Origin of the sequence: Mesonia ostreae (genome assembly GCF_031845265.1) — a bacterium.
Lineage (GTDB): Bacteria > Bacteroidota > Bacteroidia > Flavobacteriales > Flavobacteriaceae > Mesonia > Mesonia ostreae.
The window spans coordinates 16,634-43,529 of record NZ_JAVRBG010000008.1 but is presented as its reverse complement, the minus strand read 5'-3'; the positions used below and the strand labels follow the sequence as shown (position 1 = coordinate 43,529).

At 34.7% G+C, this 26,896-nt stretch carries 23 protein-coding genes; 13 read left to right on the top strand and 10 right to left on the bottom strand.

The window, feature by feature from the left end; genetic code table 11:
• Window positions 1-426: 426 nt before the first annotated feature.
• The 5 genes from RLT85_RS09230 to RLT85_RS09210 are packed head-to-tail and all read right to left on the bottom strand — an operon-like array spanning window position 427 to window position 6,145.
• Window positions 427-1,530, bottom strand: coding sequence for a carboxypeptidase-like regulatory domain-containing protein (locus RLT85_RS09230; protein WP_311401746.1), 1,104 nt, complete (start codon window positions 1,528-1,530; stop codon window positions 427-429).
• Window positions 1,523-2,575 (bottom strand): carboxypeptidase-like regulatory domain-containing protein, encoded by a 1,053-nt coding sequence (locus RLT85_RS09225; RefSeq protein ID WP_311401745.1) that lies wholly within the window; start codon window positions 2,573-2,575, stop codon window positions 1,523-1,525. The genes RLT85_RS09230 and RLT85_RS09225 overlap by 8 nt, the downstream gene beginning before the upstream one ends.
• Window positions 2,568-4,376 carry a lysophospholipid acyltransferase family protein gene (locus tag RLT85_RS09220; RefSeq protein ID WP_311401744.1) on the bottom strand — a complete coding sequence of 603 codons (1,809 nt, stop codon included), beginning with the start codon at window positions 4,374-4,376 and terminating at the stop codon, window positions 2,568-2,570. The genes RLT85_RS09225 and RLT85_RS09220 overlap by 8 nt, the downstream gene beginning before the upstream one ends.
• A gap of 51 nt (window positions 4,377-4,427) precedes the next feature.
• Window positions 4,428-5,672, bottom strand: a complete 1,245-nt coding sequence (locus RLT85_RS09215) for an aspartate kinase (RefSeq protein ID WP_311401743.1) — start codon at window positions 5,670-5,672, stop codon at window positions 4,428-4,430.
• On the bottom strand, window positions 5,669-6,145 hold the full coding sequence (locus RLT85_RS09210) for a GNAT family N-acetyltransferase (protein ID WP_311401742.1): 477 nt from the start codon (window positions 6,143-6,145) through the stop codon (window positions 5,669-5,671). Before RLT85_RS09210 ends, RLT85_RS09215 begins: the two co-directional genes overlap by 4 nt.
• Before the next feature lie 75 nt (window positions 6,146-6,220).
• On the opposite strand from RLT85_RS09210, the gene fbp reads away from it, so the two are divergent.
• Window positions 6,221-7,219, top strand: coding sequence for a class 1 fructose-bisphosphatase (fbp, locus tag RLT85_RS09205; protein WP_311401741.1), 999 nt, complete (start codon window positions 6,221-6,223; stop codon window positions 7,217-7,219).
• Window positions 7,220-7,317: 98 nt separating this feature from the next.
• On the opposite strand, the gene RLT85_RS09200 is transcribed toward fbp, so the two are convergent.
• A complete protein-coding gene (locus RLT85_RS09200; RefSeq protein WP_311401740.1) occupies window positions 7,318-7,743 on the bottom strand; it encodes a tellurite resistance TerB family protein in 426 nt (141 codons plus the stop codon).
• Window positions 7,744-7,944: 201 nt separating this feature from the next.
• Between RLT85_RS09200 and ileS the strand changes: the two genes are divergently transcribed.
• The 6 genes from ileS to RLT85_RS09170 all read left to right on the top strand — a co-directional run bounded on the left by ileS (window position 7,945) and on the right by RLT85_RS09170 (window position 14,445).
• Window positions 7,945-11,346: an isoleucine--tRNA ligase gene (ileS, locus tag RLT85_RS09195; protein WP_311401739.1), complete on the top strand. Its 3,402-nt coding sequence runs from the start codon at window positions 7,945-7,947 to the stop codon at window positions 11,344-11,346.
• A gap of 4 nt (window positions 11,347-11,350) precedes the next feature.
• Window positions 11,351-11,731, top strand: coding sequence for a TraR/DksA family transcriptional regulator (locus RLT85_RS09190; RefSeq protein ID WP_311401738.1), 381 nt, complete (start codon window positions 11,351-11,353; stop codon window positions 11,729-11,731).
• A gap of 299 nt (window positions 11,732-12,030) precedes the next feature.
• Window positions 12,031-12,579 (top strand): DUF4097 family beta strand repeat-containing protein, encoded by a 549-nt coding sequence (locus tag RLT85_RS09185; protein ID WP_311401737.1) that lies wholly within the window; start codon window positions 12,031-12,033, stop codon window positions 12,577-12,579.
• A 35-nt stretch (window positions 12,580-12,614) separates the two neighbouring features.
• Window positions 12,615-13,232, top strand: coding sequence for a lipoprotein signal peptidase (locus RLT85_RS09180; RefSeq protein ID WP_311401736.1), 618 nt, complete (start codon window positions 12,615-12,617; stop codon window positions 13,230-13,232).
• 365 nt (window positions 13,233-13,597) lie between these two features.
• Window positions 13,598-14,008, top strand: a complete 411-nt coding sequence (locus tag RLT85_RS09175) for a hypothetical protein (protein ID WP_311401735.1) — start codon at window positions 13,598-13,600, stop codon at window positions 14,006-14,008.
• Window positions 14,009-14,019: 11 nt separating this feature from the next.
• Window positions 14,020-14,445, top strand: a complete 426-nt coding sequence (locus RLT85_RS09170) for a hypothetical protein (protein WP_311401734.1) — start codon at window positions 14,020-14,022, stop codon at window positions 14,443-14,445.
• Window positions 14,446-14,515: 70 nt separating this feature from the next.
• On the opposite strand, the gene RLT85_RS09165 is transcribed toward RLT85_RS09170, so the two are convergent.
• From RLT85_RS09165 to RLT85_RS09150, 4 genes are read right to left on the bottom strand one after another with little or no spacing between them, the layout of a single operon-like run.
• A complete protein-coding gene (locus RLT85_RS09165) occupies window positions 14,516-15,079 on the bottom strand; it encodes a 5-formyltetrahydrofolate cyclo-ligase (RefSeq protein WP_311401733.1) in 564 nt (187 codons plus the stop codon).
• 1 nt (window position 15,080) lies between these two features.
• Window positions 15,081-16,052: a succinylglutamate desuccinylase/aspartoacylase family protein gene (locus RLT85_RS09160; RefSeq protein ID WP_311401732.1), complete on the bottom strand. Its 972-nt coding sequence runs from the start codon at window positions 16,050-16,052 to the stop codon at window positions 15,081-15,083.
• 5 nt (window positions 16,053-16,057) lie between these two features.
• Window positions 16,058-16,930 carry a 30S ribosomal protein S6--L-glutamate ligase gene (rimK, locus tag RLT85_RS09155; protein ID WP_311401731.1) on the bottom strand — a complete coding sequence of 291 codons (873 nt, stop codon included), beginning with the start codon at window positions 16,928-16,930 and terminating at the stop codon, window positions 16,058-16,060.
• Between the two features lie 7 nt (window positions 16,931-16,937).
• Window positions 16,938-17,372, bottom strand: a complete 435-nt coding sequence (locus RLT85_RS09150) for an ATP-dependent zinc protease family protein (RefSeq protein WP_311401730.1) — start codon at window positions 17,370-17,372, stop codon at window positions 16,938-16,940.
• A gap of 236 nt (window positions 17,373-17,608) precedes the next feature.
• Between RLT85_RS09150 and uvrC the strand changes: the two genes are divergently transcribed.
• From uvrC to RLT85_RS09120, 6 genes are all read left to right on the top strand, one after another.
• Window positions 17,609-19,414 (top strand): excinuclease ABC subunit UvrC, encoded by a 1,806-nt coding sequence (gene uvrC / locus RLT85_RS09145; RefSeq protein WP_311401729.1) that lies wholly within the window; start codon window positions 17,609-17,611, stop codon window positions 19,412-19,414.
• Entirely contained in the window at window positions 19,411-21,654 is a 2,244-nt protein-coding gene (locus RLT85_RS09140; RefSeq protein WP_311401728.1) for a patatin-like phospholipase family protein, read from the top strand. The genes uvrC and RLT85_RS09140 overlap by 4 nt, the downstream gene beginning before the upstream one ends.
• A 318-nt stretch (window positions 21,655-21,972) precedes the next feature.
• Entirely contained in the window at window positions 21,973-23,142 is a 1,170-nt protein-coding gene (locus RLT85_RS09135) for a homogentisate 1,2-dioxygenase (RefSeq protein WP_311401727.1), read from the top strand.
• Between the two features lie 107 nt (window positions 23,143-23,249).
• Window positions 23,250-24,416, top strand: a complete 1,167-nt coding sequence (hppD, locus tag RLT85_RS09130; RefSeq protein WP_311401726.1) for a 4-hydroxyphenylpyruvate dioxygenase — start codon at window positions 23,250-23,252, stop codon at window positions 24,414-24,416.
• A 299-nt stretch (window positions 24,417-24,715) separates the two neighbouring features.
• Window positions 24,716-25,492 carry a DUF3108 domain-containing protein gene (locus RLT85_RS09125; protein ID WP_311401725.1) on the top strand — a complete coding sequence of 259 codons (777 nt, stop codon included), beginning with the start codon at window positions 24,716-24,718 and terminating at the stop codon, window positions 25,490-25,492.
• 124 nt (window positions 25,493-25,616) lie between these two features.
• Window positions 25,617-26,855, top strand: coding sequence for a M23 family metallopeptidase (locus RLT85_RS09120; RefSeq protein ID WP_311401724.1), 1,239 nt, complete (start codon window positions 25,617-25,619; stop codon window positions 26,853-26,855).
• Window positions 26,856-26,896 lie beyond the last annotated feature (41 nt).

Sequence of the window (26,896 nt, the reverse complement as noted above, 5' to 3'; positions counted from 1 at the left end):
TCTTTGAAGATAATAAGCTTAGAGGTGATAGAGTAATAAAGAATCCTTAAATAACAAAACCTTAACGGAATTGAGTAAGCTTTAAGAATATAATTACTAACTTAACCAAGACTAAAATGAAAAAACTTAATGAAGAATGTACCTAAAAAATTAATTCTAGGCATTATCTTGTTTGTAATTCCTTTCGTAACATGGGTGTATTGGATAGCGCTTTTTAATAGCAATAATTCCTTTACGGAAGCAAAAAATAAGTTTATAGTTACTTATCCTTCTTTTTTACAAAGCAACTGGTTAAATAGTATTTTACTTGTGTTGGCTGTTCTCTTATTCGCAAAAACACTTCCGAAGTATAAAACTATATGCTGGTTATTTATAATCTTATCTATTCTATTGTTGTTTCTACAGTTTTGGCAAATGATGTGAAGATTAATTGGGGTAAGGATTAAAATCTAAAGGCAGTGCTCTTGCCATTCCTTCTCTGCCAAATCTACCTTCGAAAATTAGGGCATTCCAAGGGAAGAAGTTTCCCATTTTGTCGATTCCAAAATTACGTTTTGCATGTATAGAAGAGGCAGCAGATTTAATATAGTGTTTAATAGTATCTTGGTTTTTTGTTCTTTTAATATGAATCATATCTATTTTATGAATCACAAGAGACTCTTTTGGCGGTAAAACTTCGGTAAAATCTTCTTTAGTAATAGTTTGAATGTTTATGGAATCTGCTTCTATATTAAAGGTCTTAAAACCATGATTTTCTAGCTCATTATTTGCCAGAGCACGCATAAAATGTAATCTAGAGCCATAATACATCTCATTTCTTCTTCTTCTGAATTTTTTTCTAATTCTACCTGGTTTTTGTAAGTCTTTAAATAATGCGGTACCATGATATTCATAATAGTCGGTAACAGGTTTAGAAACAATTTCACTCATTTTACGATATAAAACAAAACCCTCTAAAAAGTAAGTAATTTTATAATCTAGATACTCATTCTCAATTACTAATGGCTCTTTTGCGCTAATGATTATTTGCAATTTATCCTCTGTAATATAATAGTCTAGAGCATCTTCATTCAGGATTTTTGTGTCATAGATATGAAATCTGGTTCCAAGAAAAAAGTATTTAAATAAGGATAATGCTTCATATTTTTCATTTTCATCTGACAGTTTTTTGGGTTTTTCCTTTTTTTGATGTTTGGTGTTGATCCACACAGCTTCAAGGCCTTCTTCTTTTTTTTTAAGTAAAAACTTTACATTTTTTTGTTGTGGTGGGTCTATAATTTTTTCGGGTTGATACCCTAAATACCTTATAATTAATGGGCTCTTGGTTTGCTCTCTACTTTTTAAAACAAAAAAACCATTTTTGTTAGTTATGGTTCCATAAGTGGTTTTATCAAAGAAAACAGCCGCTCCTTCAATAGGTTTTTGCGTCGATGAATCTACCACAAAACCCCGCACAATTTGTTGTGCAAAACAATTTTCGCCACCAAGGTAAAAGCATAAAATACTGAGGTATAAAAGAGCTTTACTCATCTTCAAATGAATTTATTTTATAGTTTAAAGGAAGTAAAGAAGAAATCTTTTGTTTTCCCATATCACCACCAAAATACAAAGAATTGATGGGAGAAAAGTTTCCGTAGGCATCAATATAAATTGTAGTAGGATTTTTATTGATCTGAATAAAGGATTGCTCAAAGTCATCATATAAAACAATAATTTTAGGACTTAGAAAGTCTATCGCAACGCGATTTTTTCCTTCTACCACCTTAAGAAATTGGTAAGTGGGCACTTGAAATCTTTTGTGGAAAATTTTATACTTGTTTTCTTCTAATTTTTTTGAGGCAAGGCTTCGCATAAAATGAAGAATAGAACCTTCATAGGCTTTCTCTCTTCGCTCTAGAAATTTTGTTCTAGTATTCTCTTTTAATTCTTTAAAAAAAGAAGTTCCTGCATAAAAAGATGAATATTCGTTATAATGAGTTTGTCTTTTCCCGTCTTTAGTAAAGATCACTTTTTTAAATTGAAGTTCAAACTCCACAAGATCATAGGCAATTAAATAACTTAGGTGCTTATTCTTAATTTTTAAAGGAATTTTACTAGAGGCTACTAGCGTATTGGAAGAAGGAATAAACCTAAGTAGTACCTCTTCTTCGTTTAAAATTTTAGTCTTTTTATCTTTATAATCTGCTCCTAGAAACCATTTTCTAAAGTACTTTAACTTTCTCTTTCTTGGCCAAGGGTCGTTTTCTAAATACACCTCTTCTAGATCGTTTACGCCTTCCTTTAAAGCAATAACTCCAATATTTATACTAGAGGTTTCAAAAGAGATTTTTTTTATCTCTGAAGTATAACCTAAAGAACTAATGATAAGTGGTGCTTGTATGGCCTTGCTTAATTGAAGCGTAAATTCACCCTGAGAGTTGGTGACTGTGCCAAAAGTAGTGCCGTCAAAATAGATATTGGCACTTTCAATAGGTTGTTGAGATTCGTCTACAATAACTCCACGAATACTATGTTGGGCATAGATAAAAATACCTTTAAAAAGTAAAAGAAAGAAAAGTAGCTTCTTGTTAGTCATCTTGCTGATTTATTTTTTTCTCTAACTCTTCTTGAAATTCTTCCATCACGGGCTTTACCGTGCTCTCTGGAAGATCAGCAATTCTGATGTACATTAGTCCGTCTACAGAGTTATTAAAAAGTGGGTCTACATTAAAAGCAATCACCTTGGCGTTTTGTTTAATGTACTTTTTTAATAAAACCGGCATTCTTATATTATCTGGCTCTAGCTCGTCTATAAGTTTATCAAATTTGTTAAGATCGGCTTCGGTTTCATCAAAGACAAAATCTTTGTCGGCGTCTTTTAATTTTACCTTATACTCTTTCTTGGGTCTTACATATTGTGCTACATAAGGATCGTAGTAATGAGATTTCATAAATTCTATCATCATAGATTTAGAAAACTCAGAAAATTTATTACTGATGCTTACTCCGCCAATAAGGTATTTGTGTTCGGGAAAACGCAAGGTACAATGCACGATTCCTTTCCACAGTAAGAAAAGTGGCATAGGTTTTTGTTGGTATTCTTTTACGATGAATGCACGACCCATTTCTATAGATTCGCTCATGAGCTTATGCAGTTCGGGTTCAAACCTAAAGAGTTGCTGCAAGTAAAAACCATCAATTCCATATTTCGGAAAAATTTTTAATCCAAATCCCATACGATAAGCACCTACAATTTTATCCGCGTCAGCGTCATATAAAAATAAGTGATGGTAAAAATCATCAAATTCGTCTAAATCTGTAGGATTGTTGGTGCCTTCCCCAATAGCTCTAAACGTAATTTCGCGTAGGCGGCCAATCTCTTTTACGATATTAGGAATCTCTTTTCTTTCGGCTAAAAAGACTTCGTAATTCTTGCTTACCAAAAGACGTTTTTCATTTTCTCTACAAAAGTCAATTTCCTTCTGCATTAAAAACTCAGAGGTTTCCTTTACGATCTCTTTTGGTTTACTAGGAAATTTTATTTGTTTGGGAATATTTCTAAGCAAACTTTTTTTACCATCAAAGCCGCTAGAAAGCATATAGGTTTTCTTTCTCAAGAAAAGTGTGTATTCCTCTAAACTTTGGTGTTGACCTTGATCTACTACAGATATTGGATTACCAATTCTTACTTTAATCTTTCGATGTTTTTGTGTAAACATTTCACCAGGCAGCTTAGCGGTTCTAATGGTTTCGTTAAGTTTTGCCAAGCGGTAAAAAGAACTGCTGTTTTTAGCATGAAAATAAATAGGAACTACAGGAACTTTAGATTTCTGAATCAATTTCATCGCTTCTTGAAGCCAAGGTCTATCCACAATGGTTTTATCTACTTTATCTGTAGAAACCTCTCCAGCGGGAAAAATACCTAGAGGATGACCGTCTTTTAAATGTTGTATAGAATCTTTAATACCAAGCATGCTAGACTTTACTTCCTTTCTATTCTCAAAAGGATTAACTGGCATGATATAAGGCTTTAGAGGCTCTAACCGATGCAATAAAAAATTAGCGATAATTTTAAAGTCGTCTCGTTGTCTAATTAGTGTTTGCATGAGAATGATCCCATCAATTCCTCCTAGAGGATGGTTGGAAATAGTAATAAAAGGCCCCGTTTTAGGAATTCTTTTTAAATCCTTTTCGGGGATTTCGTAATCTATTTCCAAATGCTCCAAACAAGAGTCCAAAAATTCTGGACCCGAAAGATGTTTACGGTCATCATAAATTTTATTGAGTGCATTTATTTTGGTTACACTCATTAAAGTAGCACTTAAAGCGGTGCCAATAAAACCAAACTTATTTAAGTTTAGTCCTTTAGCAACTTCTTTAGCAGTTACAATTCCCATGTATAGATTTGTTTGTCTACAAATATAGTAAAATAAGACTTTTACAAATTTTTATTCTTTGGTAACTAATTGAACCGTTTCTCGCGTAAGTTGCTTTAGTAAAACTTCTTTGTCTTTTTCTATTTGATTTATAGCACTTTCGGTAAAATGCCGAATTGTGTAGAGGGAAACATTTTTATTGAAAGAAACTCTAAACTTCCCTTTTAAGTGATTAATTAGCTTATCCACTTGGTTAAACCGATTGTCTACCACTACAGAAAAACTAATGGCCGAGTTTTGTATTACATCTACTTTTAGCTGATATTGATGCAAAAGAGCAAAGACCTCACTGATGTTTTCTTCCACAAAAAAAGAAAAATCCAGAGCAGAAAGTGAAATTAGAACCAAATTTTTCTTGACGATAAAGCAAGGAATAAGCGGATTGATTTTGTTCCCATTTGAAACAAGAGTCCCTGCATTTTCTGGATGATAAAATGACTTTACAATAAGAGGAATCTCTCTCTTTTGCAGCGGTTGTAAAGTTTTAGGATGTATAATGGAAGCGCCGTAAAAAGCGAGTTCGATGGCTTCGGTATACGAGACTTCATTTAAAAGTGTTGTATTTTCAAATACTCTAGGATCGCCATTAAAAACGCCATCTACATCTTTCCAAATAGTAACATCTTCGGCTTTTAAGCAATACGCAAAAATAGCGGCGGTATAATCACTTCCTTCCCTGCCAAGGGTGGTAGTGAAGTTATGCACATCTGAAGCTATAAAACCCTGAGTAATGTATAATTTATCACTTTGTATGGCAGTGTTAATCTTCTTACACGTAGCGTCCCAATTTACTTTCGCATCGCGGTATACTTGATTTGTTTTCACCAAATTTCTAGCATCTAAGAATTCATTTTTAATATGATTGTCATTTAAAAATATGCTAACAATGGTGGTGCTTATCAATTCCCCAAAAGAGATGACTTGATCATAAACATAATCGTAATTGGGAGATTTATTACGCTTTAGAAAAGACTCTAGTTCTCCAAAGAGCGTATTTACTTCCGTGTAAACACGATGAGAACGGGATTCGAATAAGTCGGTTAAAATTTCTAAGTGATACGACTTAAGGTAATCGAGATCAATCTTTTCTTTTTCAAAGTAAATTTCAATCACTTTCTCTAAAGCGTTGGTAATTTTTCCCATAGCAGAGATCACCACCACTTTATTTTCGCAGCCCGTTTTTTCTAATACAGAAGCTAGGTTTTTTACTCCTTCTGCATTTTTGATGGAAGCGCCACCAAATTTGAAAATTCTCATGAATCTAGAAACTTTTTGATGGCTTCTTCATCAAACTGTACAGTGTTCCAATCTTTCATAATAGTCGCACCGCTTTTTTTGTAAAAATCTATAGCGCCTGTGTTTCCTTCAGAAACTACCCATTCTACACGTTTTACATTTTGCTCTAAGGCATGAGACATTACTTTCTTGTATAGAACAATTCCCAATCCTTTTCCGCGAAAGCGCTCTCGTACTACTAAATCTTCTAAATGAACCGTTTTTCCTTTCCAGGTAGAATATCTAAAATAAACTAAGGCCATCCCATGAATGGTTTCTTCTACTTCTGCAACGAAGCATTTAAATTGTGGTTGTTCACCAAATCCATCTCTTTGTAGTTGCTCTACACTTGTAGTAACCGCTTCTGGTTTGTTTTCAAACGAAGCCAATTCCTTTATAAGTTCTAGTACTTGCGGCATATCTTCTCGCCGCGATTCTCTTACATTTATTTCCATAGTTGAATGCTTTGTTACAAAAATAGTGATTAGAATGTCTTTTTGCCTATTTTTGTGACATAAACCAAAAATGAAATGGCAAAAAAGAATCAAACTTTAGGCGAATTTATCATTGAAAACCAAGCAGATTTTCAATATTCTTCTGGAGAATTATCTAGACTAATCAATTCTATTCGGTTGGCTGCGAAAGTGGTAAACCACGAGGTGAATAAGGCCGGGTTGGTAGATATTACTGGAGCTGCGGGAGAAGTTAACATTCAAGGTGAAGACCAACAAAAATTAGATGTTTATGCTAATGATAAATTTATTCAGACGCTTACCAATAGAGAAATTGTCTGCGGAATAGCTTCTGAAGAGAACGATGATTTTATTACCATTTGTGGTCAAAAAGAAGATCATAACAATAAATATGTGGTGTTAATTGATCCGCTTGACGGAAGTTCAAACATCGATGTAAATGTTTCTGTAGGGACTATTTTTTCTATTTACAGAAGAGTAACGCCTATGGGAAGCCCCGTAACGATAGATGATTTTCTTCAAGAAGGAAATCAACAAGTAGCGGCAGGATATATTGTATACGGAACTTCTACCATGTTGGTGTACACTACCGGTCATGGAGTAAACGGATTTACCTTAAACCCAGCTATAGGAACCTATTATTTGTCACATCCTGATATGAAATTCCCAGAAGACGGAAATATCTATTCTATCAATGAAGGAAATTATGTACATTTTCCTCAAGGTGTAAAAGATTATATAAAATATTGCCAAACAGAAGAAGGTGATCGTCCTTATACGGCGCGTTACATAGGAAGCTTAGTGTCAGACATTCATAGAAATATGATTAAAGGCGGAATTTACATTTATCCCAAAAGCTCTAAAGCCTCTAACGGTAAGTTGAGGTTATTGTATGAATGCAATCCTATGGCTTTTATAGCCGAGCAGGCTGGCGGAAAAGCAAGTGACGGTTACCAAAGAATTATGGATCTTAAACCAACCGAGTTGCACCAAAGAGTACCCTTTTTCTGCGGAAGTAAAAATATGGTAGAAAAAGCAGAAGAATTTATGAAATAAAAAATAGCTTTTTCCATCAGACATTTAAATGTCATGAAGAGAAAGCTATTGTATTACTTTAATAAAAAAGTCTTTTCGTTTTACCGAAAAGGCTTTTTTTATTTTCTATTTAAAAGATAGATGTAATCATCAAAAGGAAGTCGGCCTCCTAAAATTTGGTTAGATCTTTTAATAATCTTATCAGAGTCTTCTGTAGAGAATCCTAATCCAATGGCAAATCGCTTTAATAAGAACGCTTCTTGCTCGTCCATCACGTGGTCCGCATAAATTACGGTAAGTAAATCATACAAACGTTCCAATCTTTTTTCTGTAGTATTGGGTGGGTTTATAGGAAAGCCAGAAGGGTTTTTAAGTATCTTGGTATAATCTTCTTGATTAACATCTAGTTTCCTAGCCAAACGCTTCAATACTTTTTCCTCTTCGTCGTTAATTTCTCCATCTACGGCCGCTAAAGTTACAATAGAAGCGAAGTGCCCAAGATTACGAGTGTGTTCCCCTGTTCCGAATAAATCTGAAAATGACATAATTTTTTAATTTTATAAAAAACAAATATACTTAAAACGTGGTATACGAAGCTTTAATATTTTGTGATAATATTTCGCTTCCGCAGAAAAAAATATTGGATTGTTAATTAAGATACAAATCCGTTTTAGTTTTTTTGGTTTGAGTTACTTCGGTTTGTCAAAAAACCTTAATTTCGCAAATCATTAAGAAAGCGCATACCCATGAGTACAAAATTCCCTGAATATAAAGAACTTAACCTTCCTGTTGTAGCTAAAGAAATTTTAGATTTTTGGAAAGAAGAGAAGGTATTTGATAAAAGTGTAAGTACAAGAGAAGGGCAAGAACCTTTTGTCTTTTTTGAAGGACCTCCGTCTGCCAACGGTCTTCCGGGGATTCATCACGTGATGGCGCGTAGCATTAAAGACATTTTTTGTAGGTATAAAACCCAAAAAGGATATCTAGTAAAGCGTAAAGCAGGATGGGATACACACGGTCTTCCTGTAGAATTGGGTGTAGAAAAAGAATTGGGAATTACCAAAGAAGACATCGGTGAAAAAATAAGCGTAGAAGAATATAATATGGCGTGTAAAAATGCCGTAATGCGCTATACTGATGTTTGGAAAAACCTTACCGAACAAATGGGCTATTGGGTAAATATGGACGATCCCTACGTTACCTACAAGTCCAAGTACATGGAAACGGTGTGGTGGTTGCTTTCAGAAATTTATAAAAAAGGACTTATTTATAAAGGCTATACCATACAGCCGTACTCCCCAAAAGCAGGAACAGGTTTAAGCTCTCACGAGTTGAACCAGCCCGGAACATATCAAGATGTAACCGATACTACGGTAACAGCACAATTTAAAGCAGTTTCTCATTCCTTGCCAGATGCGCTAGCAGAAAATGGAGATATACATTTTATTGCTTGGACGACCACCCCTTGGACGTTGCCAAGTAACACCGCATTAACAGTAGGACCAAAAATTGACTATGCGCTTGTAAAAACCTATAATCAATATACGTTTAAGCCCGTACAAATTCTGGTGGCTAAGAATTTGGTACACAAGCAATTTGATAAAAAATTCGTTGAAACCGAAAACGAAGAACTTGTAGACGCCTACAAACAAGGAGATAAAAAAATCCCTTATATGATCCTTGATACCTTTAAAGGAAAAGATTTAGTAGGTATAAAATATGAGCAGTTATTACCGTTTGCGTTGCCTTACGAAAATCCAGAAAATGCGTTTAGAATCATTGCTGGAGATTTTGTCACTACAGAAGATGGTACAGGAATCGTACATACCGCGCCTACTTTTGGAGCAGATGATGCCTTGGTCGCTAAACAAGCCAAGCCAGAAGTTCCGCCAATGTTGGTGAAAGATGATAACGATAATTTGGTTCCCTTAGTAGATTTACAAGGGAGGTTTAGAGCGCAAATGGGTGAATATGCTGGGAAATATGTCAAGAATGAATATTATGATGAAGAAAATGTACCAGAAAAATCTGTAGATGTAGAAATTGCTATTCAGTTAAAAGAAGAAAATAAAGCTTTTAAAGTAGAAAAGTACGTGCACAGTTACCCAAACTGCTGGCGTACAGATAAACCTATTTTGTACTATCCGCTAGATTCGTGGTTTATCAAAGTAACCGAGGTGAAAGATCGCATGCACGAGCTTAACAAAGGTATTAACTGGAAACCAAAATCTACCGGAGAAGGACGTTTTGGAAACTGGTTGGCAAATGCTAACGATTGGAATCTTTCGCGCTCTCGGTATTGGGGAATTCCATTACCTATTTGGCGTACCGAAGATGGAAAAGAAGAAATTCTTGTAGGTTCGATAGCCGAATTGAAACAAGAAATGAAAAAATCTGTAGAAGCAGGTTTGATGGATAAGGACGCTTTCGCGGAATTTGAAGTAGGTAATATGACTGATGAGAACTACGAGAAAGTAGATTTACATAAAAACGTGGTAGATAAAATCATTCTTGTTTCTCCTTCTGGGAAAGCTATGAAAAGAGAAGCAGATTTGATAGACGTTTGGTTTGATTCTGGTTCTATGCCTTACGCTCAATGGCATTACCCTTTTGAAAATAAAGAACAAGTAGAAAACGGAGATCGAAAAGCCGATTTTATTGCAGAGGGTGTAGATCAAACCCGGGGTTGGTTTTATACGTTGCACGCTATTGCAACCATGATTTTTGATGATGTGGCGTATAAAAATGTGGTTTCAAACGGATTGGTACTCGATAAACACGGCCAAAAAATGTCTAAGCGTTTAGGAAATGCAGCAGATCCTTTTGAGACTATTGCCGCTTTTGGTCCAGATGCGACGCGTTGGTATATGATTTCTAATGCCAACCCTTGGGATAATTTAAAATTTGATATTGAAGGAATCGCCGAAGTAAGAAGAAAGTTCTTTGGGACCTTGTATAATACCTATTCTTTCTTTATCTTATATGCTAATATCGATGAGTTTACTTACCAAGAAGACGATATCGCTTTAGAAAAAAGACCAGAAATAGATCGTTGGATTTTATCTGAATTGCATACGCTTATTGGGAAAGTAGATAAATTTTACGAAGAATATGAACCCACTCGTGCCGCAAGAGCCATTTCTGAATATGTTCAAGAGAATTTAAGCAACTGGTTTGTACGCTTAAGCAGAAGAAGATTTTGGAAAGGCGATTACGAGCAAGATAAAATATCTGCCTACCAAACTTTATACACCTGTTTGGAAACTATAGCAAAATTAAGTGCGCCTATCGCTCCGTTTTATATGGACAGGTTATACAAAGATTTGACCCATACGACGCAAAAAGAAAGTTTTGAAAGTGTGCATTTGGCAGCTTTCCCAGAGCAAGACAAAAGTTTTATCGATAAAGCTTTAGAACGCAAAATGGAAAAAGCTCAAATTATTTCTTCTTTGGTGTTATCCTTGCGTAAAAAAGAAATGATTAAAGTACGTCAGCCTTTGCAACGTATTATGATTCCAGTACTGGATGACCAAGTAAAAGAAGAGATTCTAGCGGTAAAAGATCTTATTATGTCTGAAGTAAATGTAAAGGAAATTGAGCTAATCGATGATACTTCTGGGATTTTAGTTAAGAATATAAAGCCCAACTTTAAGACTTTAGGTCCGCGTTTTGGAAAGGACATGAAGTTGGTGGTAGCAGCGATAAATAAGCTGGAAGCTAGCGATATATCTAGCATAGAAACGAATGGCGAAATTTCTTTAGATATCAATGGAAAAATGACTACTTTGCAGCTCACTGATGTAGAAATTTCTTCAGAAGATATAGAAGGTTGGTTGGTTGCAAGCAACGCAGGAATAACAGTTGCTTTAGATGCTACCATTAATGAAGATCTTAGAAAAGAAGGAATTGCCCGGGAATTAGTGAATAGAATTCAAAACCTAAGAAAAGATTCTGGTTTTGAAGTTACCGATAAAATTTTCGTTACCATAAAAAAAGATGGCGTGGTCGAGCAAGCAGTCTTGGATAATGAAGAGTATATAAAAAGTGAAACCCTCACTGCAAAGCTCGAACTAGCAGATACTATGGAAAAGGGTATGGAAGTTGCTTTTGATGATGTAAATACCATACTAGCCATAGAAAAACAATAATATTATGAGTACAAATAAAGTAGAAAGATATAGTGACGCTGATTTAGCCGAATTTAAAGGTATAATTTTAGAAAAAATCTCTAAAGCAACTACCCAATTAGAAATGTATCAAAGTGCCTACATGAACGATAGTTCTAATGGTACAGATGACACTTCTCCTACCTTCAAAGCCTTTGATGAAGGTAGTGAGGTGATGAACAAAGAGGCGAATTCACAGTTGGCCATTCGTCAAGAGAAGTTTATTAGAGATCTTAAAAATGCGCTCATTCGCATAGAAAATAAGTCTTACGGGATTTGTCGCGTTACAGGTAAACTTATTCAAAAAGAAAGATTGCTATTGGTGCCTCACGCCACCTTGAGCATTGAAGCGAAAAATCTTCAATAGCAATTTATAAAATTTTGTCTTTAAGAGGTTGTCTAAAAAGTCGATTTCTGTCAACCTGAACCTGCCTGAAGTGAATTCATTCAGGCGAGCTTAATTTAGGTTCTTATACTGGTTTGCGAATCAATATGATGAAATTCTGAAATAAACCCGCCTGAATGGTACGGCAGGTTGAGAATGGCAGTTTTCAAAACTTTTTAGACAGCCTCTTTTGATGTAGTTTAGGGATGAGGTACTTGTATATTTTTCTTCTTTTTGGAATCACTTTTTCTACGAAAGCACAGTCTGTCGAAGCGAAAAAGATGGAAGTGAGTCATATACAGCGATTCCATTTTAAAATAGATGAGGTGTTTAAGGTGCATATTTCTACCAACCCGAAAACAAATTCTTTAAAAATCAAGTCATTTTCTGAAGGGGAATATGCACAAAATATAGGCTTTCACTTTACGGAAGGAAATAAAGAAATGCGTATTGAGGCTGTTTTTCCTGAGAACTTGAGCGGTGGTTATGACAAATTAAGTGCGCATAAGGTATTTTCGGTACGTTTAGAAATTGAAATCCCTGAAAATAAAATAGTAGTGATCCAATCTAATTTGGCTTCCGTTTACGGAAATGGAAATTACAAGTCTTTTGAAGCAGAATTAAATTCAGGAAGATGTGAATTGACACATTTTTCAGGAAAAGCAATCCTATGCACCTTTAAAGGAGATATTGAAGTACAGACCAAAGAGAGAACTGTAGAAGCAATTTCTAATCACGGCGAAGTGCATATAGATACTTATTTTAAGAAAGGAGATGATATTTCTTTAAAAAGCATAGATGGAGATATAAATGTGAAGCATGAAAAATAAAAAATGTATTTTTACCGCCTTAAAATGCAAAATTCATGTCCATTAAGAAAGCGACACTCCTTATCATCTTGATCTTATTGATAGATCAAATTTCTAAATTTTATATTAAAACCAATTTTGTATTGGGAGAAGATGTTCCTGTCTTCGATTGGTTTAAAATTCTTTTTGTTGAAAACAACGGAATGGCTTGGGGAGCTCAAATTCCAGGTGAGTATGGTAAATTGTTTTTAACCTTATTTAGGTTGGTTGCGATTGTAGGAATAGGCTATTGGCTGTGGGATTCTGTAAGAAAAAATGCCTCTAGGATTTTAATCTTTTCTATCTCTTTAATTTTTGCAGGAGCTTTGGGGAACATCATCGATTCTGTTTTCTACGGACTTATATTTAACGACAGCGTTAATCAATTAGCGACTTTTATGCCTGCAGACGGCGGATATGGTACGCTTTTTCACGGAAAAGTAGTTGATATGCTTTACTTTCCGTTATGGAGCGGTATTCTACCCGAATGGATTCCGTTTTGGGGCGGAGAGCACTTCTCCTTTTTTGATCCTGTATTTAACGTAGCCGATTCTGCCATTACTTTAGGCGTAATTTTATTAATTGTTTTTAATAAAAGGGCTTTCCCTAAGGAAGAAGAGAAAGTAGTAAACTAAAATCAATAAATCTTTTCTAGTGGTACACAAAAATCCGTTTGGATATTTATATGTAAAATTTTAAAATTATTTTTGTCTGTATCTTAACAAAAATTTAATATTTATGAAAACACGAAACATTAAAACTTTTACTCTGTTTACTTTTTATTAACCTGATTAGTTGTAATGAGAGTGAACTTTCAAATGATATTAGCAGCGTAGAATCTAATCTTACGCAAATAAAACAAAATATTTTAAATCAAAATACTTCCAATTTCTCACCTGAATTAATAAATAATGATTTAATAATAAATACTTCAAATAACAATATAAGTTCTAAAGAGGATGAATATAATTCATTAATTGAAGCATATCAAGGTTATGATATGGAAAACGGGGACAAACTCACCGAAGACGAAATAACCATTTTTCAACAATATTTTTCTCTTTTACAAATTGATGACGAAAAAAATGATCCCATTTTAATAAATGAATTATATAAACGTGAAATCCTAGCGCTTGAGAATATAGATATTCAGGAAAATAAGTTGGTAGAATTTATGGATTTTCATCATGATTTAATGGTTCTTACAAGTTATGGTGCAAGGGTTGATCCAACAGGTGGTAATATTTCGGAATGTGGTCACAGAGATTGTTTAGATTGTTGTATGTATTGGAAATTAAAAGCAATAGAACAATCTAACTGGATAGATCAATTAGCTTTTGTATTGGATGCTGCAACTGAGACGATTCAAATGTTACTTTCGTGTTCTTGGGATTGTTTAATGACAGACTAAAAATTATGTTTATGAATATTTTTAAATTCTTAAGAAAAGATTATTATATTCTAATACTAATAGGTATTATAGGTTTTATTGCATTAAAACAGTTTATACCAGCTTCAATAAATTTATTATTATGTATAATTGTAGCATTTTACTTCTTTCCTGGTAAAATTTTATTAGGTATATTAATTAAAAAAGAAAAGAAATTATCTGTAATCTCTATATTCACTTATTTTATTATAAGTATACAAGTAATATTTTCAGGTATATTGATATTAATGGAGGAAGATTCAGGTTTATTTTATAATATATTATTGGTAACTGGAATTGTTCTTTTTGCTTTAATGATATATCATTATTTTAAAGAAGGAATTAAATACAATTTTATTTTAACATTAATGGCGGTAATCTTTGTGCCATCAAGTATAATGGTGTTAACTAATCTGTAAATTATTATAAATCAAACTTCAAAAAGACCTCGAACAAACTCGAGGTCTTTTTTAGTATTTGCTAAAAGATTTAAAACCTATAGACCCTCTCCGGCATAACGCAATAATCCAGCGGAACATCTAATGAAGAAGCTTCAATTTTTTGTGCTTCGGCTTCATAGAAAGAAAGGCCTATTTTGATAACTTTTGGCGAGCAATTTTCTAAAAACCGGTCGTAAAAACCTTTTCCGTAGCCAATTCTATTTCCGTGAAGGTCAAAAGCAAGAAGCGGAATAAAGACCACTTCTATTTGTTGCGCTTTAATTTCGATTCCGTTTTGTGGCTCGGGGATTCCCCACTCATTTATTTTTATGGGAGTAGCATCTGTAAGTAAAAAATGCTGCATTTCTAAGGTTTTAAAATCACTTTTTGAAACGACGATGTTTTTATCTTTTCCGCTAAGAATATGGAGAACAAACTCGGTATCTACCTCTTTGTGTTGGGTAATGCTTAAAAAAAGATGATAAAATTGATACTCCCAAACAGGCAAAGCCAAAAGTTGATTGGCGATAGCCATACTTTTTTCTTCTATTTCTTCAGCAGATAGTTTTGCTCGCTTTGCTTTATAAACTTTACGGATTTGATTTTTAGTCAATTTAAGAATGTTTAGAAATATGAAAAATGGCGTCTCCTTGATAAACTATGGGCGCTTGATTGGCATTGATGATATACCCCGTGGTATTGGCTTTTACTTTGTGTCTAAACTCGCCGTAAGGATCTGTAATAATTGCAATGTATTCTCCTTTTTCTACCGCTTTCCCAATAGGAACTTTAATGTGAAGCAAACCACTATATTTGGCTCGCACCCAAATACTATGCTCAATCAATATCGTTGGTTCTTGTTTTTTAGGGGTTTCAATATAATCCTGAAGCATTTCTAGGTGATCTAAAATACGCATGGTGCCTTCTACGCCTTCTTTAGCGATATCTCTATTGCTATCTAACGATTTTCCTCCTTCAAACAAAAGAATAGGTTTTCCCATTTTAGTACAAGCGTCTCGAAATGATTTAGCAATATTTGCAGAATAAACCGTAAATGGAGCGTTAAAAATTTGAGCATACTTCATGAGCTCTTCATCGTCTTTTCGTATTCGAATTTGAGCTGCGTTAAATCGGCTGGCACCACCAGTATGAAAGTCTATACAAACATCTGCCACGGGTAAAATTTCTTGTACAAACTGATAGGCAAATCTACTGGCTAAAGCTCCTTTTTGAGATCCAGGGAACATGCGATTAAGATCGCGACCATCAGGAAATTCCCTTTTTAAATTGAGAAAGCCAAAGATGTTAACCACGGGGATACAAATCACTGTACCTCGTTTGGGTTTGTTAATTTTTTTAGAAATAATTTGGCGCACCACTTCAATTCCATTAATCTCATCGCCGTGTACGCCTGCAGTGAGTAACACAATAGGACCTGGATTTTTGGAGCGCTCTATAATAATAGGCACTTCTACAGGACTTGTCGTGAAAAGCTTAGCGGTATTAAAATTGATTCTAGCGCTTTCGCCTGGCTTCACCCGCTGCTCTAAAATGGTAAGAACATTTTTCTTGTCGATGTAAGCCATAGGTTTTAAATATTTTTTTCGATGTATCTAATAATGGTTTTTGCGATGTCTTTTCCGGTAGCTTTTTCGATGCCTTCTAATCCTGGAGAAGAATTTACTTCAAGAATTAAAGGGCCGCGTGTACTTTGTAATAAATCTACTCCGGCAACACCTAATCCCATCGCTTTACAAGCTTTAACAGCTGCAATTTCTTCTTCATCTGTAAGTTGAATCACTTCCGCAGAACCGCCACGGTGTAAATTAGATCTAAATTCTCCTTCTTTTCCTTGTCTTTTCATCGCACCCACAACGTGCCCATCAACTACAAAAGCTCTAATATCTGCTCCTTTTGCCTCCTTAATAAATTCTTGAACAATCACACGAGCTTGCAAACCATTAAAAGCTTCAATTACAGATTGTGCTGCGTTCTTAGTTTCAGCCAATACTACGCCAACACCTTGTGTTCCTTCCAAAAGTTTAATAACCAAAGGTGTTCCTCCCACTTGATTGATTACTCCTTCCACATCTCTAGAATAGTTAGTGAAAACCGTTTTAGGCAAACCTATTTTTGCTCGAGACAATACCTGTAAACTTCTTAATTTATCTCTACTTCTTACCAAAGCTTCAGACTCGGTGGTGGTAAAAGCGCCCATCATTTCAAATTGACGTACCACAGCCGTACCGTAAAAAGTAACCGATGATCCTATTCTTGGTATAATAGCGTCTACGTTTTCTATGTATGCGCCTTTATAATATACATTGGGATTTCTTTTTTCGATTACGATATCGCATTTAAGCGGATCAATAACCTCTACGTCATGTTTTCTTTTCTTCGCCGCTTCTACCAAACGTCTGGTAGAATATAGGTTGCTATTTCTAGATAGTATTTTAATGTTCATAGTTTTGTTATTGGTCTTGTTGATGAAAGGATATATCTTTTAATTGAGAATCTACAATAAATTTATTATTTAGAAATTTTCTTCCAATTAAGACAGGAAACTTCATTTCTTGTCGGTCGTTTAACGAAAGCGAAATTTTATAGGTCTTGCCAAATAATTCTATAGTTGACTTTACTTCGTAGCGTTTTTGGGCCAAGCCATTACTGCTTCTTACGGTTATTTTTTTATAATCTTTAAATGTAAATACCATAGAGTTATACTGCGGGTGGTCTTCATCTAAAAAAGTACACGTAAGTACCCCTTTCTCTTCTTTAATGTCTTTACAATGAATAGAAGAGGTATAGGCACCGGTATCAATCTTTATGGCAATTTCCTCAAGTTGTAAATCGGGGAAATTGACGATATCGCTTCGGCCAATAATCTTTTTATTTGTTTTATACATAGGGTAAATGTAACACTATAGCGGTTAGAGTACTAACTTTTTTAGCAAGCGAACCACCATTCAATTTAATTAAAAATCTATAAAGCAAAAAGTCTAGTGCAAATTTTCTTCGGAATTGTAAAAGATTCAGAAGAAATAAGGTGTCAAATGTAAACTAAAATGTTTTAAAATAAATAGTTTTTAAGGATAGTCGCAGTTTCTTTTAAAAGTATAAAACATACTTTATCTTTGAGGACATGGAGCAGGCATCTTTAGAGGTACAATTAAAAACCCTTCCTTCGAGTCCGGGGGTTTACCAATATTACGATAAAAACGGAAGAATTTTATACGTAGGGAAAGCGAAGAACCTTAAAAAAAGGGTAACTTCTTATTTTAATAAGCAGCACGATAGCCACCGTATTGGGGTTATGGTGAAGAAGATACGCGATATAAAACATATTGTAGTAAATTCTGAAACCGATGCTTTACTTCTAGAAAATAACCTCATAAAAAAATATCAGCCTCGTTTTAACGTGATGCTGAAAGACGATAAAACCTACCCTTGGATTTGCATTAAAAACGAACGCTTTCCGCGGGTTTTTCCTACGCGAAGAATAATAAAAGATGGGAGCGAATATTACGGTCCGTACACCAGCTTTAAGACCGTCCATACTTTATTAGATCTCATTAAAGGTTTATATCAATTAAGAACGTGCAATTATGATCTTGCCGAAGAGAAAATTCAGCAAGGAAAATATAAAGTTTGTTTAGAATATCATTTGGGAAACTGCAAAGGGCCTTGCGAAGGCTTTCAAGGAGAGGCAGAATACCACAAAAATATTGAACACATTCGGCAAATTGTAAAGGGAGACTTTAAAGATTCTTTGCTGAAGTTTAAAGAACAAATGAAAACCCATGCCGAAGCGATGGAGTTTGAAGAAGCCCAGCGCATTAAAGATAAAATTAATGTTTTAGAGAAATACCAATCTAAATCTACGGTGGTGAATCCTAAAATTAATAATGTAGATGTGTTTTCTGTAACCAGCGATGAAGGTTATGGTTACGTCAATTTCTTACAACTTTCCCACGGCTCTATCATTAGATCGCACACCATTGAGATGAAGAAGAAGCTGGATGAAAGCGATAAAGAATTGTTAGCATTGGGCGTTATAGAAATACGGCAACGTTTCAATTCGCAGTCTAAAGAAATTTATGTTCCTTTCCCTATCAATTTAGGCGGGGATATTAAAGTTACTGTTCCTAAACTAGGAGATAAAAAAGCAATTGTAGATCTTTCTTTACGGAATGCCAAGTACTTCCGTCAAGATCGTTTTAAACAAATGAAAATTGTAGATCCAGACCGTCACGTAAACCGATTGATGGCGCAGATGAAAAAAGATTTACGTTTGCAAGAAGAACCTAGGCATATAGAATGTTTTGACAACTCCAACATTCAAGGAAGCAATCCCGTTGCTGCTTGTGTGGTGTTTAAAAACGGAAAGCCAAGCAAACGAGATTACCGTAAATTCAACATTAAAACCGTAGAAGGCCCAGATGATTTTGCTTCGATGGAAGAAGTGGTATTTAGAAGATATAAACGATTGCTTAACGAAGACCAGCCTTTGCCACAACTCATTATTATTGATGGAGGAAAAGGGCAGTTATCTTCTTCTCTAAAGGCATTAGATGATTTAGGCTTACGCGGAAAAATAGCCATAATCGGAATTGCCAAACGATTAGAAGAATTGTTTTATCCGGGAGATCAATACCCTTTGTACCTAGATAAAAAATCTGAAACTTTAAAAATCATTCAGCAATTAAGAAATGAGGCGCACCGGTTTGGGATTACATTCCATAGAAACAAAAGAAGCAATGCCGCTTTGGGAACAGAATTGGAATCTATCACGGGCATTGGAGAAAAAACAGCGGTAGAATTGTTAAAGCAATTTAGATCTATCAAACGTATTGCCGAAGCCAGTAAAAAAGAATTGGTGGATGTAGTAGGTGTTTCTAAAGGAAATTTGGTGCATCAGTTTTATCAGAAGAAAAAGGAAACCGAATGAGAATCCTCTTTTACCTATTTTTATTTTTAACAGGAAGTGCTTTCGCGCAGCAAGACTCTCTTGTCCAAAAAGATTTGAAAGTAGGTCTGGTTTTAAGCGGAGGAGGCGCTAAAGGTTTAGCACATATTGGGGCGTTAAAAAAAATTGATGAAGCAGGGATTCGGGTAGATTATATTGCAGGAACCAGCATGGGAGCCATTGTAGGTTCGCTTTATGCTGCGGGATATACACCAAATCAATTAGATTCTATTTTTAAAGAAACCAATTTCAACACTTTAATACAGGATGATCTTCCAAGAAGTGTAAAAACCTTTTATGAAAGAAAAGACTCAGAGCGGTACACTTTAACCCTGCCCTTTGATGATTTTAAACTTTCTTTTCCTTCGGGATTATCGAAAGGGCAAAATTTATATAATCTCATTTCTCAGTTGACGGTTCATGTAAATGACATTCAAAATTTTAAAAACCTTCCTATTCCTTTCTTCTGTATGGGAACCGATATTGAAACTGGGGAAGCTATTATTTTAGAAAGTGGCTCTTTGGCACAAGCAGTTTCGGCTAGTGGAGCCATTCCTACTATATTTAGTCCCGTAGAAATAGATGGCAGGTTGGTAAGTGATGGCGGTATTGCCAATAACTATCCCATTGAGGAGTTAAAAGCGAGAGGTGCAGATTTTATAATTGGCGTAGATGTACAAGACAGCTTGGTAGACAGAGAAAATTTACAATCGGTTTTTGAAATTATGACGCAGGTCAATAATTTTAGAACGATTAGTGATATGAAAGAGAAACGGGAGAAAACAGACTTATATATTAAACCCAATATTGCAGATTTTTCTGTACTTTCTTTTCAGAAGGGAGAGAAAATTATAAAAAATGGAGAAGAGGCAGCTCACTTAAAGTTGGAAGAGCTAAAAGCTGTGGCAAAATGGCAACACCCTAATAATTTTAAAGAAAGAATGCCGGTAAGGCTTCAGGATTCGGTTTATATCAATCAGATAGAAATTACGGGAAATCACGATTATCCCAGAAACTACATTCGGGGGAAATTAAAATTAGAGACCGAAGCCAAAACTTCTTATAAAGATTTAAATACAGGCGTAAACACGCTTTCGGCTACAGGAAATTTTAAACGTGTAGAATATACCTTAGAGCCCAATTCTAAAAATAAGTACAACTTAAGAGTAAAGGTAGCTGAAAATGAAAACAATATGTTTTTGCGCTTGGGCTTGCATTATGATGACCTGTATAGAAGCGCGGCTTTAGTAAATCTTACAAAGAAAAGTTTTTTGGTCACTAACGATATTATTTCTTTAGACCTTATTGCCGGCGATAATTTTAGGTATGAATTTCAATATTATATCGATAAGGGAAAGTATTGGAGTATTGGTCTTAAGTCTCGTGTGAATCAATTTAATATAGACGTAGATTTCGATTTTTTAAAACAAAATTCTAATATTGGCGATTTTAATGTGAATAAAGTAGAATTAGAAAACTTTGATTTTACAAATCAATTTTATGCAGAAACCTTTTTGTTTAAGTCTTTTAAATTTGGTGTGGGCGCAGAGCATAAATACTCAAAAATTGAAACTGAAACCATAGTAGATAACGAAGCTACAGAACAACTACCATTTACTATTTTAGAACAAAGTAACCTCTTTAGCGCAATGGGATATGTTGCTTACGATACCTACGACAATACTTACTTTCCCAGTAAAGGTATTTATTTTAGGGCAGATTTTCATCTTTATTTATTTGAGGCTAAATCAAGTTTTAATTTTTCAGAATTTTCTATTGCAAAAGGTAAAGTGGGGTATGCTTTTAGTCCGTTTTCCCAGTTAAGTATGCGATTGCAAACCGACGCAGGTTTTAGAGTTGGAAACAATGATATGCGCGCTTTAAATTTTTCCCTTGGCGGATATGGCAGCCAGCCCATGAATAATATTATGCCTTTCTACGGCTACGATTTTCTAAGTATTACAGGAGATAGTTATGTAAAAGGATTGATAGATGTAGATTATGAATTTTTAAAAAAGAACCACTTTATTGCCAGCTATAATATTGCGAATGTAGGAGACGATTTATACAAAAGCGGTAATTTGCTTTCTACACCAGATTTTACGGGATTAGGTCTTGGTTATGGTTTAGAAACCATTTTAGGGCCCATAGAAATAAAATACACCTACTCCCCAGAACGTGGTGAAAGCGAGTGGTTTTTTAGTTTAGGGTATTATTTTTAGAGATTTTCAATTTCAACTTCACTTTCTGCTCACGCTCTTAATTCTATCAGAAGCATTTTAAGTTAATTATTATTTTGACTTCTAATAAAGCCTGTGCTGAGCGTAGTCGAAGTAAGGGGTTAGCCCGCCTGAACGAATTCATTCGGGCGGGGGATGCGTAAAGAGTATTACTTCAACTTCAACTTCAACTTCGATTTCAGCTTCAACTTCAACCTTTTTTTGCATTTTTTCAGTCAAAAACCGTATTTTCTAAAAACCAAGCTTATAAAAATCAATAGAATAGAAAAATTTCCGATATTTGTGAAAAGCACCCTTATTATGCCATTTTATCACAAATTAGGAAAAATACCACCCAAGCGCCATACGATTTTTAAAAAACCGAATGGAGACTTATATTATGAACAACTTTTTGGAACCGTAGGTTTTGATGGGATGTCTACCAATCTATATCACGAGCACAGGCCCACGCAAATAAAAAGCGTTAAGGAGCCGTATAGTATCAAACCAAAGATTGCCGTAGAAAATAATATAAAATCGTATCGCTTTCGCGGATTTCAAACCGTTCCTGCACCAGATTATTTAGAAAGTAGAAAGGTAGTCTTAATGAATTCTGATTGTTCCATTGCGCTTGCGGCTCCGCAAGAATCTATGGACGATTACTTTTATAAGAATGCCGATGAAGACGAACTTCTTTTTATACATAAAGGTACAGGGAAGTTAAGAACTCAATTTGGGAATTTAGATTTTAAATACGGGGATTATATTGTTATCCCAAGAGGGACGATTTATAAAATAGAATTTGCTGATGAAAATAACAGGCTATTTATCGTAGAATCTAAGAGTCCCATTTATACGCCTAAAAGGTATAGAAACTGGTTTGGACAGTTGTTAGAAAGTTCTCCGTTTTGTGAACGCGACCTTAGAAGACCTTATGAGTTGGAGGCTCACGATGAAAAGGGGGAGTTTTTAATGAAAATCAAAAAACAAGGAGAAATCTTTGAAGTGACTTACGCAACGCATCCTTTTGATGTAGTTGGTTATGATGGTTACAATTATCCTTATGCGTTTTCTATCCACGATTTTGAACCTATAACTGGAAGAATTCACCAACCGCCACCGGTACACCAAACTTTTGAAACCGATACGTTTGTGGTGTGTAGTTTTTGTCCTAGATTATATGACTACCATCCAGAATCTATACCAGCACCTTACAATCACAGTAATATAGATAGTGATGAGGTTTTGTATTATGTAGATGGCGATTTTATGAGTAGAAACGATATTGAAGCAGGGCATATTTCTTTACATCCTGCCGGGATTCCTCACGGTCCACATCCAGGAGCGGTAGAAAGAAGCATCGGGCAAACCGAAACCGAAGAACTTGCCGTAATGGTAGATACTTTTAAACCTTTACAAGTAACAGAGGAAGGAATGAAAATTGCCGATGAAACCTATCATAAATCTTGGTTAGATGAAAATCATGCTTAACGAAATATTACAACTAAACACTTCCGCGCAAGCGAGAGCGATGTGGTAAATTAGATGTGAAATGGACGCTTAAAAGGGAAACTAGAACGATTTAAAAAATAAAGATAATGAGTAAGAAGAAAGTAGAATCAGTAAACTACGGATTAGAAAAAATATTTGAAGGCGCGCAAGATTTCTTGCCACTTTTAGGAACAGATTATATAGAGTTATATGTAGGAAATGCCAAACAAGCAGCGCATTTTTACAAAACAGCTTTCGGCTTTAAGTCGATGGCTTATAAAGGGCTAGAAACAGGAAGTAGAGATACCGTTTCTTATGTATTGCAGCAAGATAAGATTAGATTGGTGCTCACGTCTCCATTAAATTCTAAAGAAAAAATTAATGAGCATATTGTAAAACACGGCGACGGAGTTAAAGTAGTGGCGCTTTGGGTAGACGATGCTAGATCTGCTTATGAAGAAACTACCAAACGTGGTGCTAAATCTTATATGGAGCCAACCGTAGATAAAGACGAAAATGGCGAGGTGGTGAGAGCAGGTATTTATACGTACGGAGAAACGGTACATATGTTTGTAGAGCGTAAAAACTTTAAAGGAACTTTTTTACCAGGATATGTGAAGTGGGAATCAGATTATAATCCAGAGCCAGTAGGTCTTAAGTTTATTGACCATATGGTAGGAAATGTAGGTTGGAATGAAATGAATGTTTGGGTGAAATGGTACGAAGACGTGATGGGCTTTGTAAACTTCCTTTCTTTTGATGACAAGCAAATTCATACAGAATATTCTGCTTTGATGAGTAAGGTGATGAGTAATGGAAACGGAAGAATTAAGTTTCCTATAAACGAACCTGCGGAAGGAGCAAAAAAATCACAGATTGAAGAATATTTAGATTTTTATGAAGGACCTGGAGTACAACACGTTGCTGTAGCTACAGATGATATTCTTAAAACGGTTTTAGATTTAAGATCTAGAGGTGTAGAGTTTTTATCTACTCCACCAGAAGAATATTACAATGCTATTCCAGGAAGATTAGAGGAGTTTAGTCACGAGTTAAATGAAGACTTAGACAGATTAAAAAGTTTGGGAATTATGGTAGACGCCGATGAAGAAGGTTACCTATTGCAAATTTTTACCAAGCCATTACAAGACAGACCAACCTTGTTTTTTGAGATTATCCAGCGAATGGGAGCAAAAGGTTTTGGTGCAGGGAACTTTAAAGCCCTTTTTCAGTCTATTGAAAGAGAGCAAGAATTACGAGGAACCCTTAATTAATCATTAAATAGATATATTTTAATCATTAAAACTTAATTAAAAACATTGATTTACAAAGAAAAGAGTTAAAGTTAATTTTTAGCGTATTTACTCTTGTAAGTTGTGGTACTTTTGCGCAGCATTTCTGGAGTGGTTACTAGATTTGTAAATTTGGAAATTTTTTTTCATAAATTTAAGTTTTAGTTGGTTAATAAGCATGAAGCCCCATCATTATATTTGATGGGGCTTTTTGTTTTTATTACTTTTGGAATAGAAATTGTAAATGGTTAATTGCTATGAAATCATTTAATGTATGTCCTATGAAAAAATCTGTTATACTTATAGTCATTTGTTTGTTTAGTGTTTCCGCATTTGCGCAATCAAAAGAAGCTTATGATGCTGGAGAATGGTTTAAATTTAGAATTCATTACGGGTGGTTTAATGCCAGCTTTGCTACCTTAGAAGTGAAAGATGAAATTTATGACAATAAGGAGGTTCATCACATACTTGGTAGAGGGAAATCTACTGGATTGTTGCACTTGTTTTTTGAAGTAGATGACGATTACCAAACCTATATTAATAAAAAAACGGGGCAGCCTTTAAAATTTGTGAGAAAAATTAATGAAGGCGGACATACTAAGGATAAAGAAATTCTTTTTGACCAAAAGAATCATAAAGCCAAAGTAATTGATAATAAACACCAAACGGTAAAGAGTTTTACGACAAAGAATAATGTACAAGACATGCTATCTGTATTTTATTTTCTTCGGAATAAAATAGACCGTAAAAATATAAAAAAGGGAGATGAGATTGTCTTAGATTTATTTTTTGATGATGAAAATTATCGTTTTAAAACTGTATTCTTGAAAAGAGAAGTGTTAAAAACTAAATTCGGAAAAGTACGTTGTCTAAAATTTAGACCTTATGTACAAGCAGATCGTGTTTTTGACGAAGAAGAAAGCCTTACTTTTTGGGTAAGCGATGATGATAATAAAATGCCTATTAAAATTAAGGCAGAACTTGCAGTAGGAGCGTTAGAAGCTGACTTGGATGCCTATAAAGGATTAAAAAATCCTTTTGAAATTATTATGAAATAATTTTTTCCTAGGTTAAAAAAAGCTTCTAAAGAATTTTCCTCGTAAATAAAGACTCTTAATAGTTGTGTAAAAGAATAGCATTAAATATTTTTGGTAAAATATTGAGAACAATAAACGCCCACCCTTGAAAAAATTACCTTACCTAACTCTATTCCTTGTATTGCTTCTAAGCTTTGGATGTGAACAGGATGAAGCTCCAAAAGAAGCGATAAAAGAAGTTAAACCAAAGCCAGAGCCTGTTATAACGGAGTATGGCTTTACGTTAAATGATTATGAAGTTTATAGAGATACCGTTAGGCCTGGAGATAGCTTTGGAGCTATTATGGATACCCACGGTGTAAGTAGGGGGAAAGTTTTTGAGATTGCAGAAAAGGTGAAAGCTAAATTTAATCCTGCAAGAATCAATGTTGGTAAATCATACACCATTTTAAAGTCTAAGGACTCTCTGGCTCAGGTGCAAGCTTTTATTTATGAAGAAAACCGCATTAATTATACGGTGGTCAATTTTAAAGATAGTATTTCTATAAGTAAAAATAAGAGGCCTGTAACGATTCAAAAGAGAACTGCTACGGGTGTAATTACCTCCTCACTTTCCGCAGCGATGGATAATGAAGGTTTAAGCATTTTATTGGCAGATAAATTAGCCGACATCTATCAGTGGAAAATAGATTTTTTTAAAATTCAGAAAGGAGATCAGTTTAAAATTATCTATAATGAAAAATATATCAATGATACTATTTACGCCGGTTTAGATAATATTGAAGCTGCCGTATTGACGCATTACAACAATCCTTATTATGCATTTGAATTTGGTCAAGATTCTCTTAGCGGATTTGCTAAGTTTTATGATGAAGAAGCAAATTCACTTCAAAGCTTCTTTTTAAAAGCTCCCTTAAAATTCTCTAGAATTTCGTCGCGATTTACCAAGCGAAGATTTCATCCGGTTCAAAAAAGATGGAAAGCGCATAAGGGTACAGATTATGCAGCCCCAACAGGAACCCCAATTTGGTCCACGGCAGATGGTGTTGTAATTAAATCTAGCTACACGCGAGGAAATGGGAACTACGTAAAAGTGCGTCACAATGATAAATACACCACGCAGTATTTGCATATGTCCAAACGAAATGCAAAAGTAGGGCAGCGTGTAAAACAAGGAGATGTAATTGGTTATGTTGGTAGTACAGGTTTAGCTACAGGTCCTCATGTGTGTTATCGTTTTTGGGTATATGGAAGACAAGAAGATCCATATAAACAAAACTTACCAAGCTCAGAACCGCTGAAGCAATCTTTAAAGCCTATGTATTTTGCAAAAATGGATTCACTGAAAACCGAGTTGGATGCTGTGAAATCTAAAAGCATCTAAAAATGAGCATTAATAGCTCCAAATGGCTCTTAACATTTTAA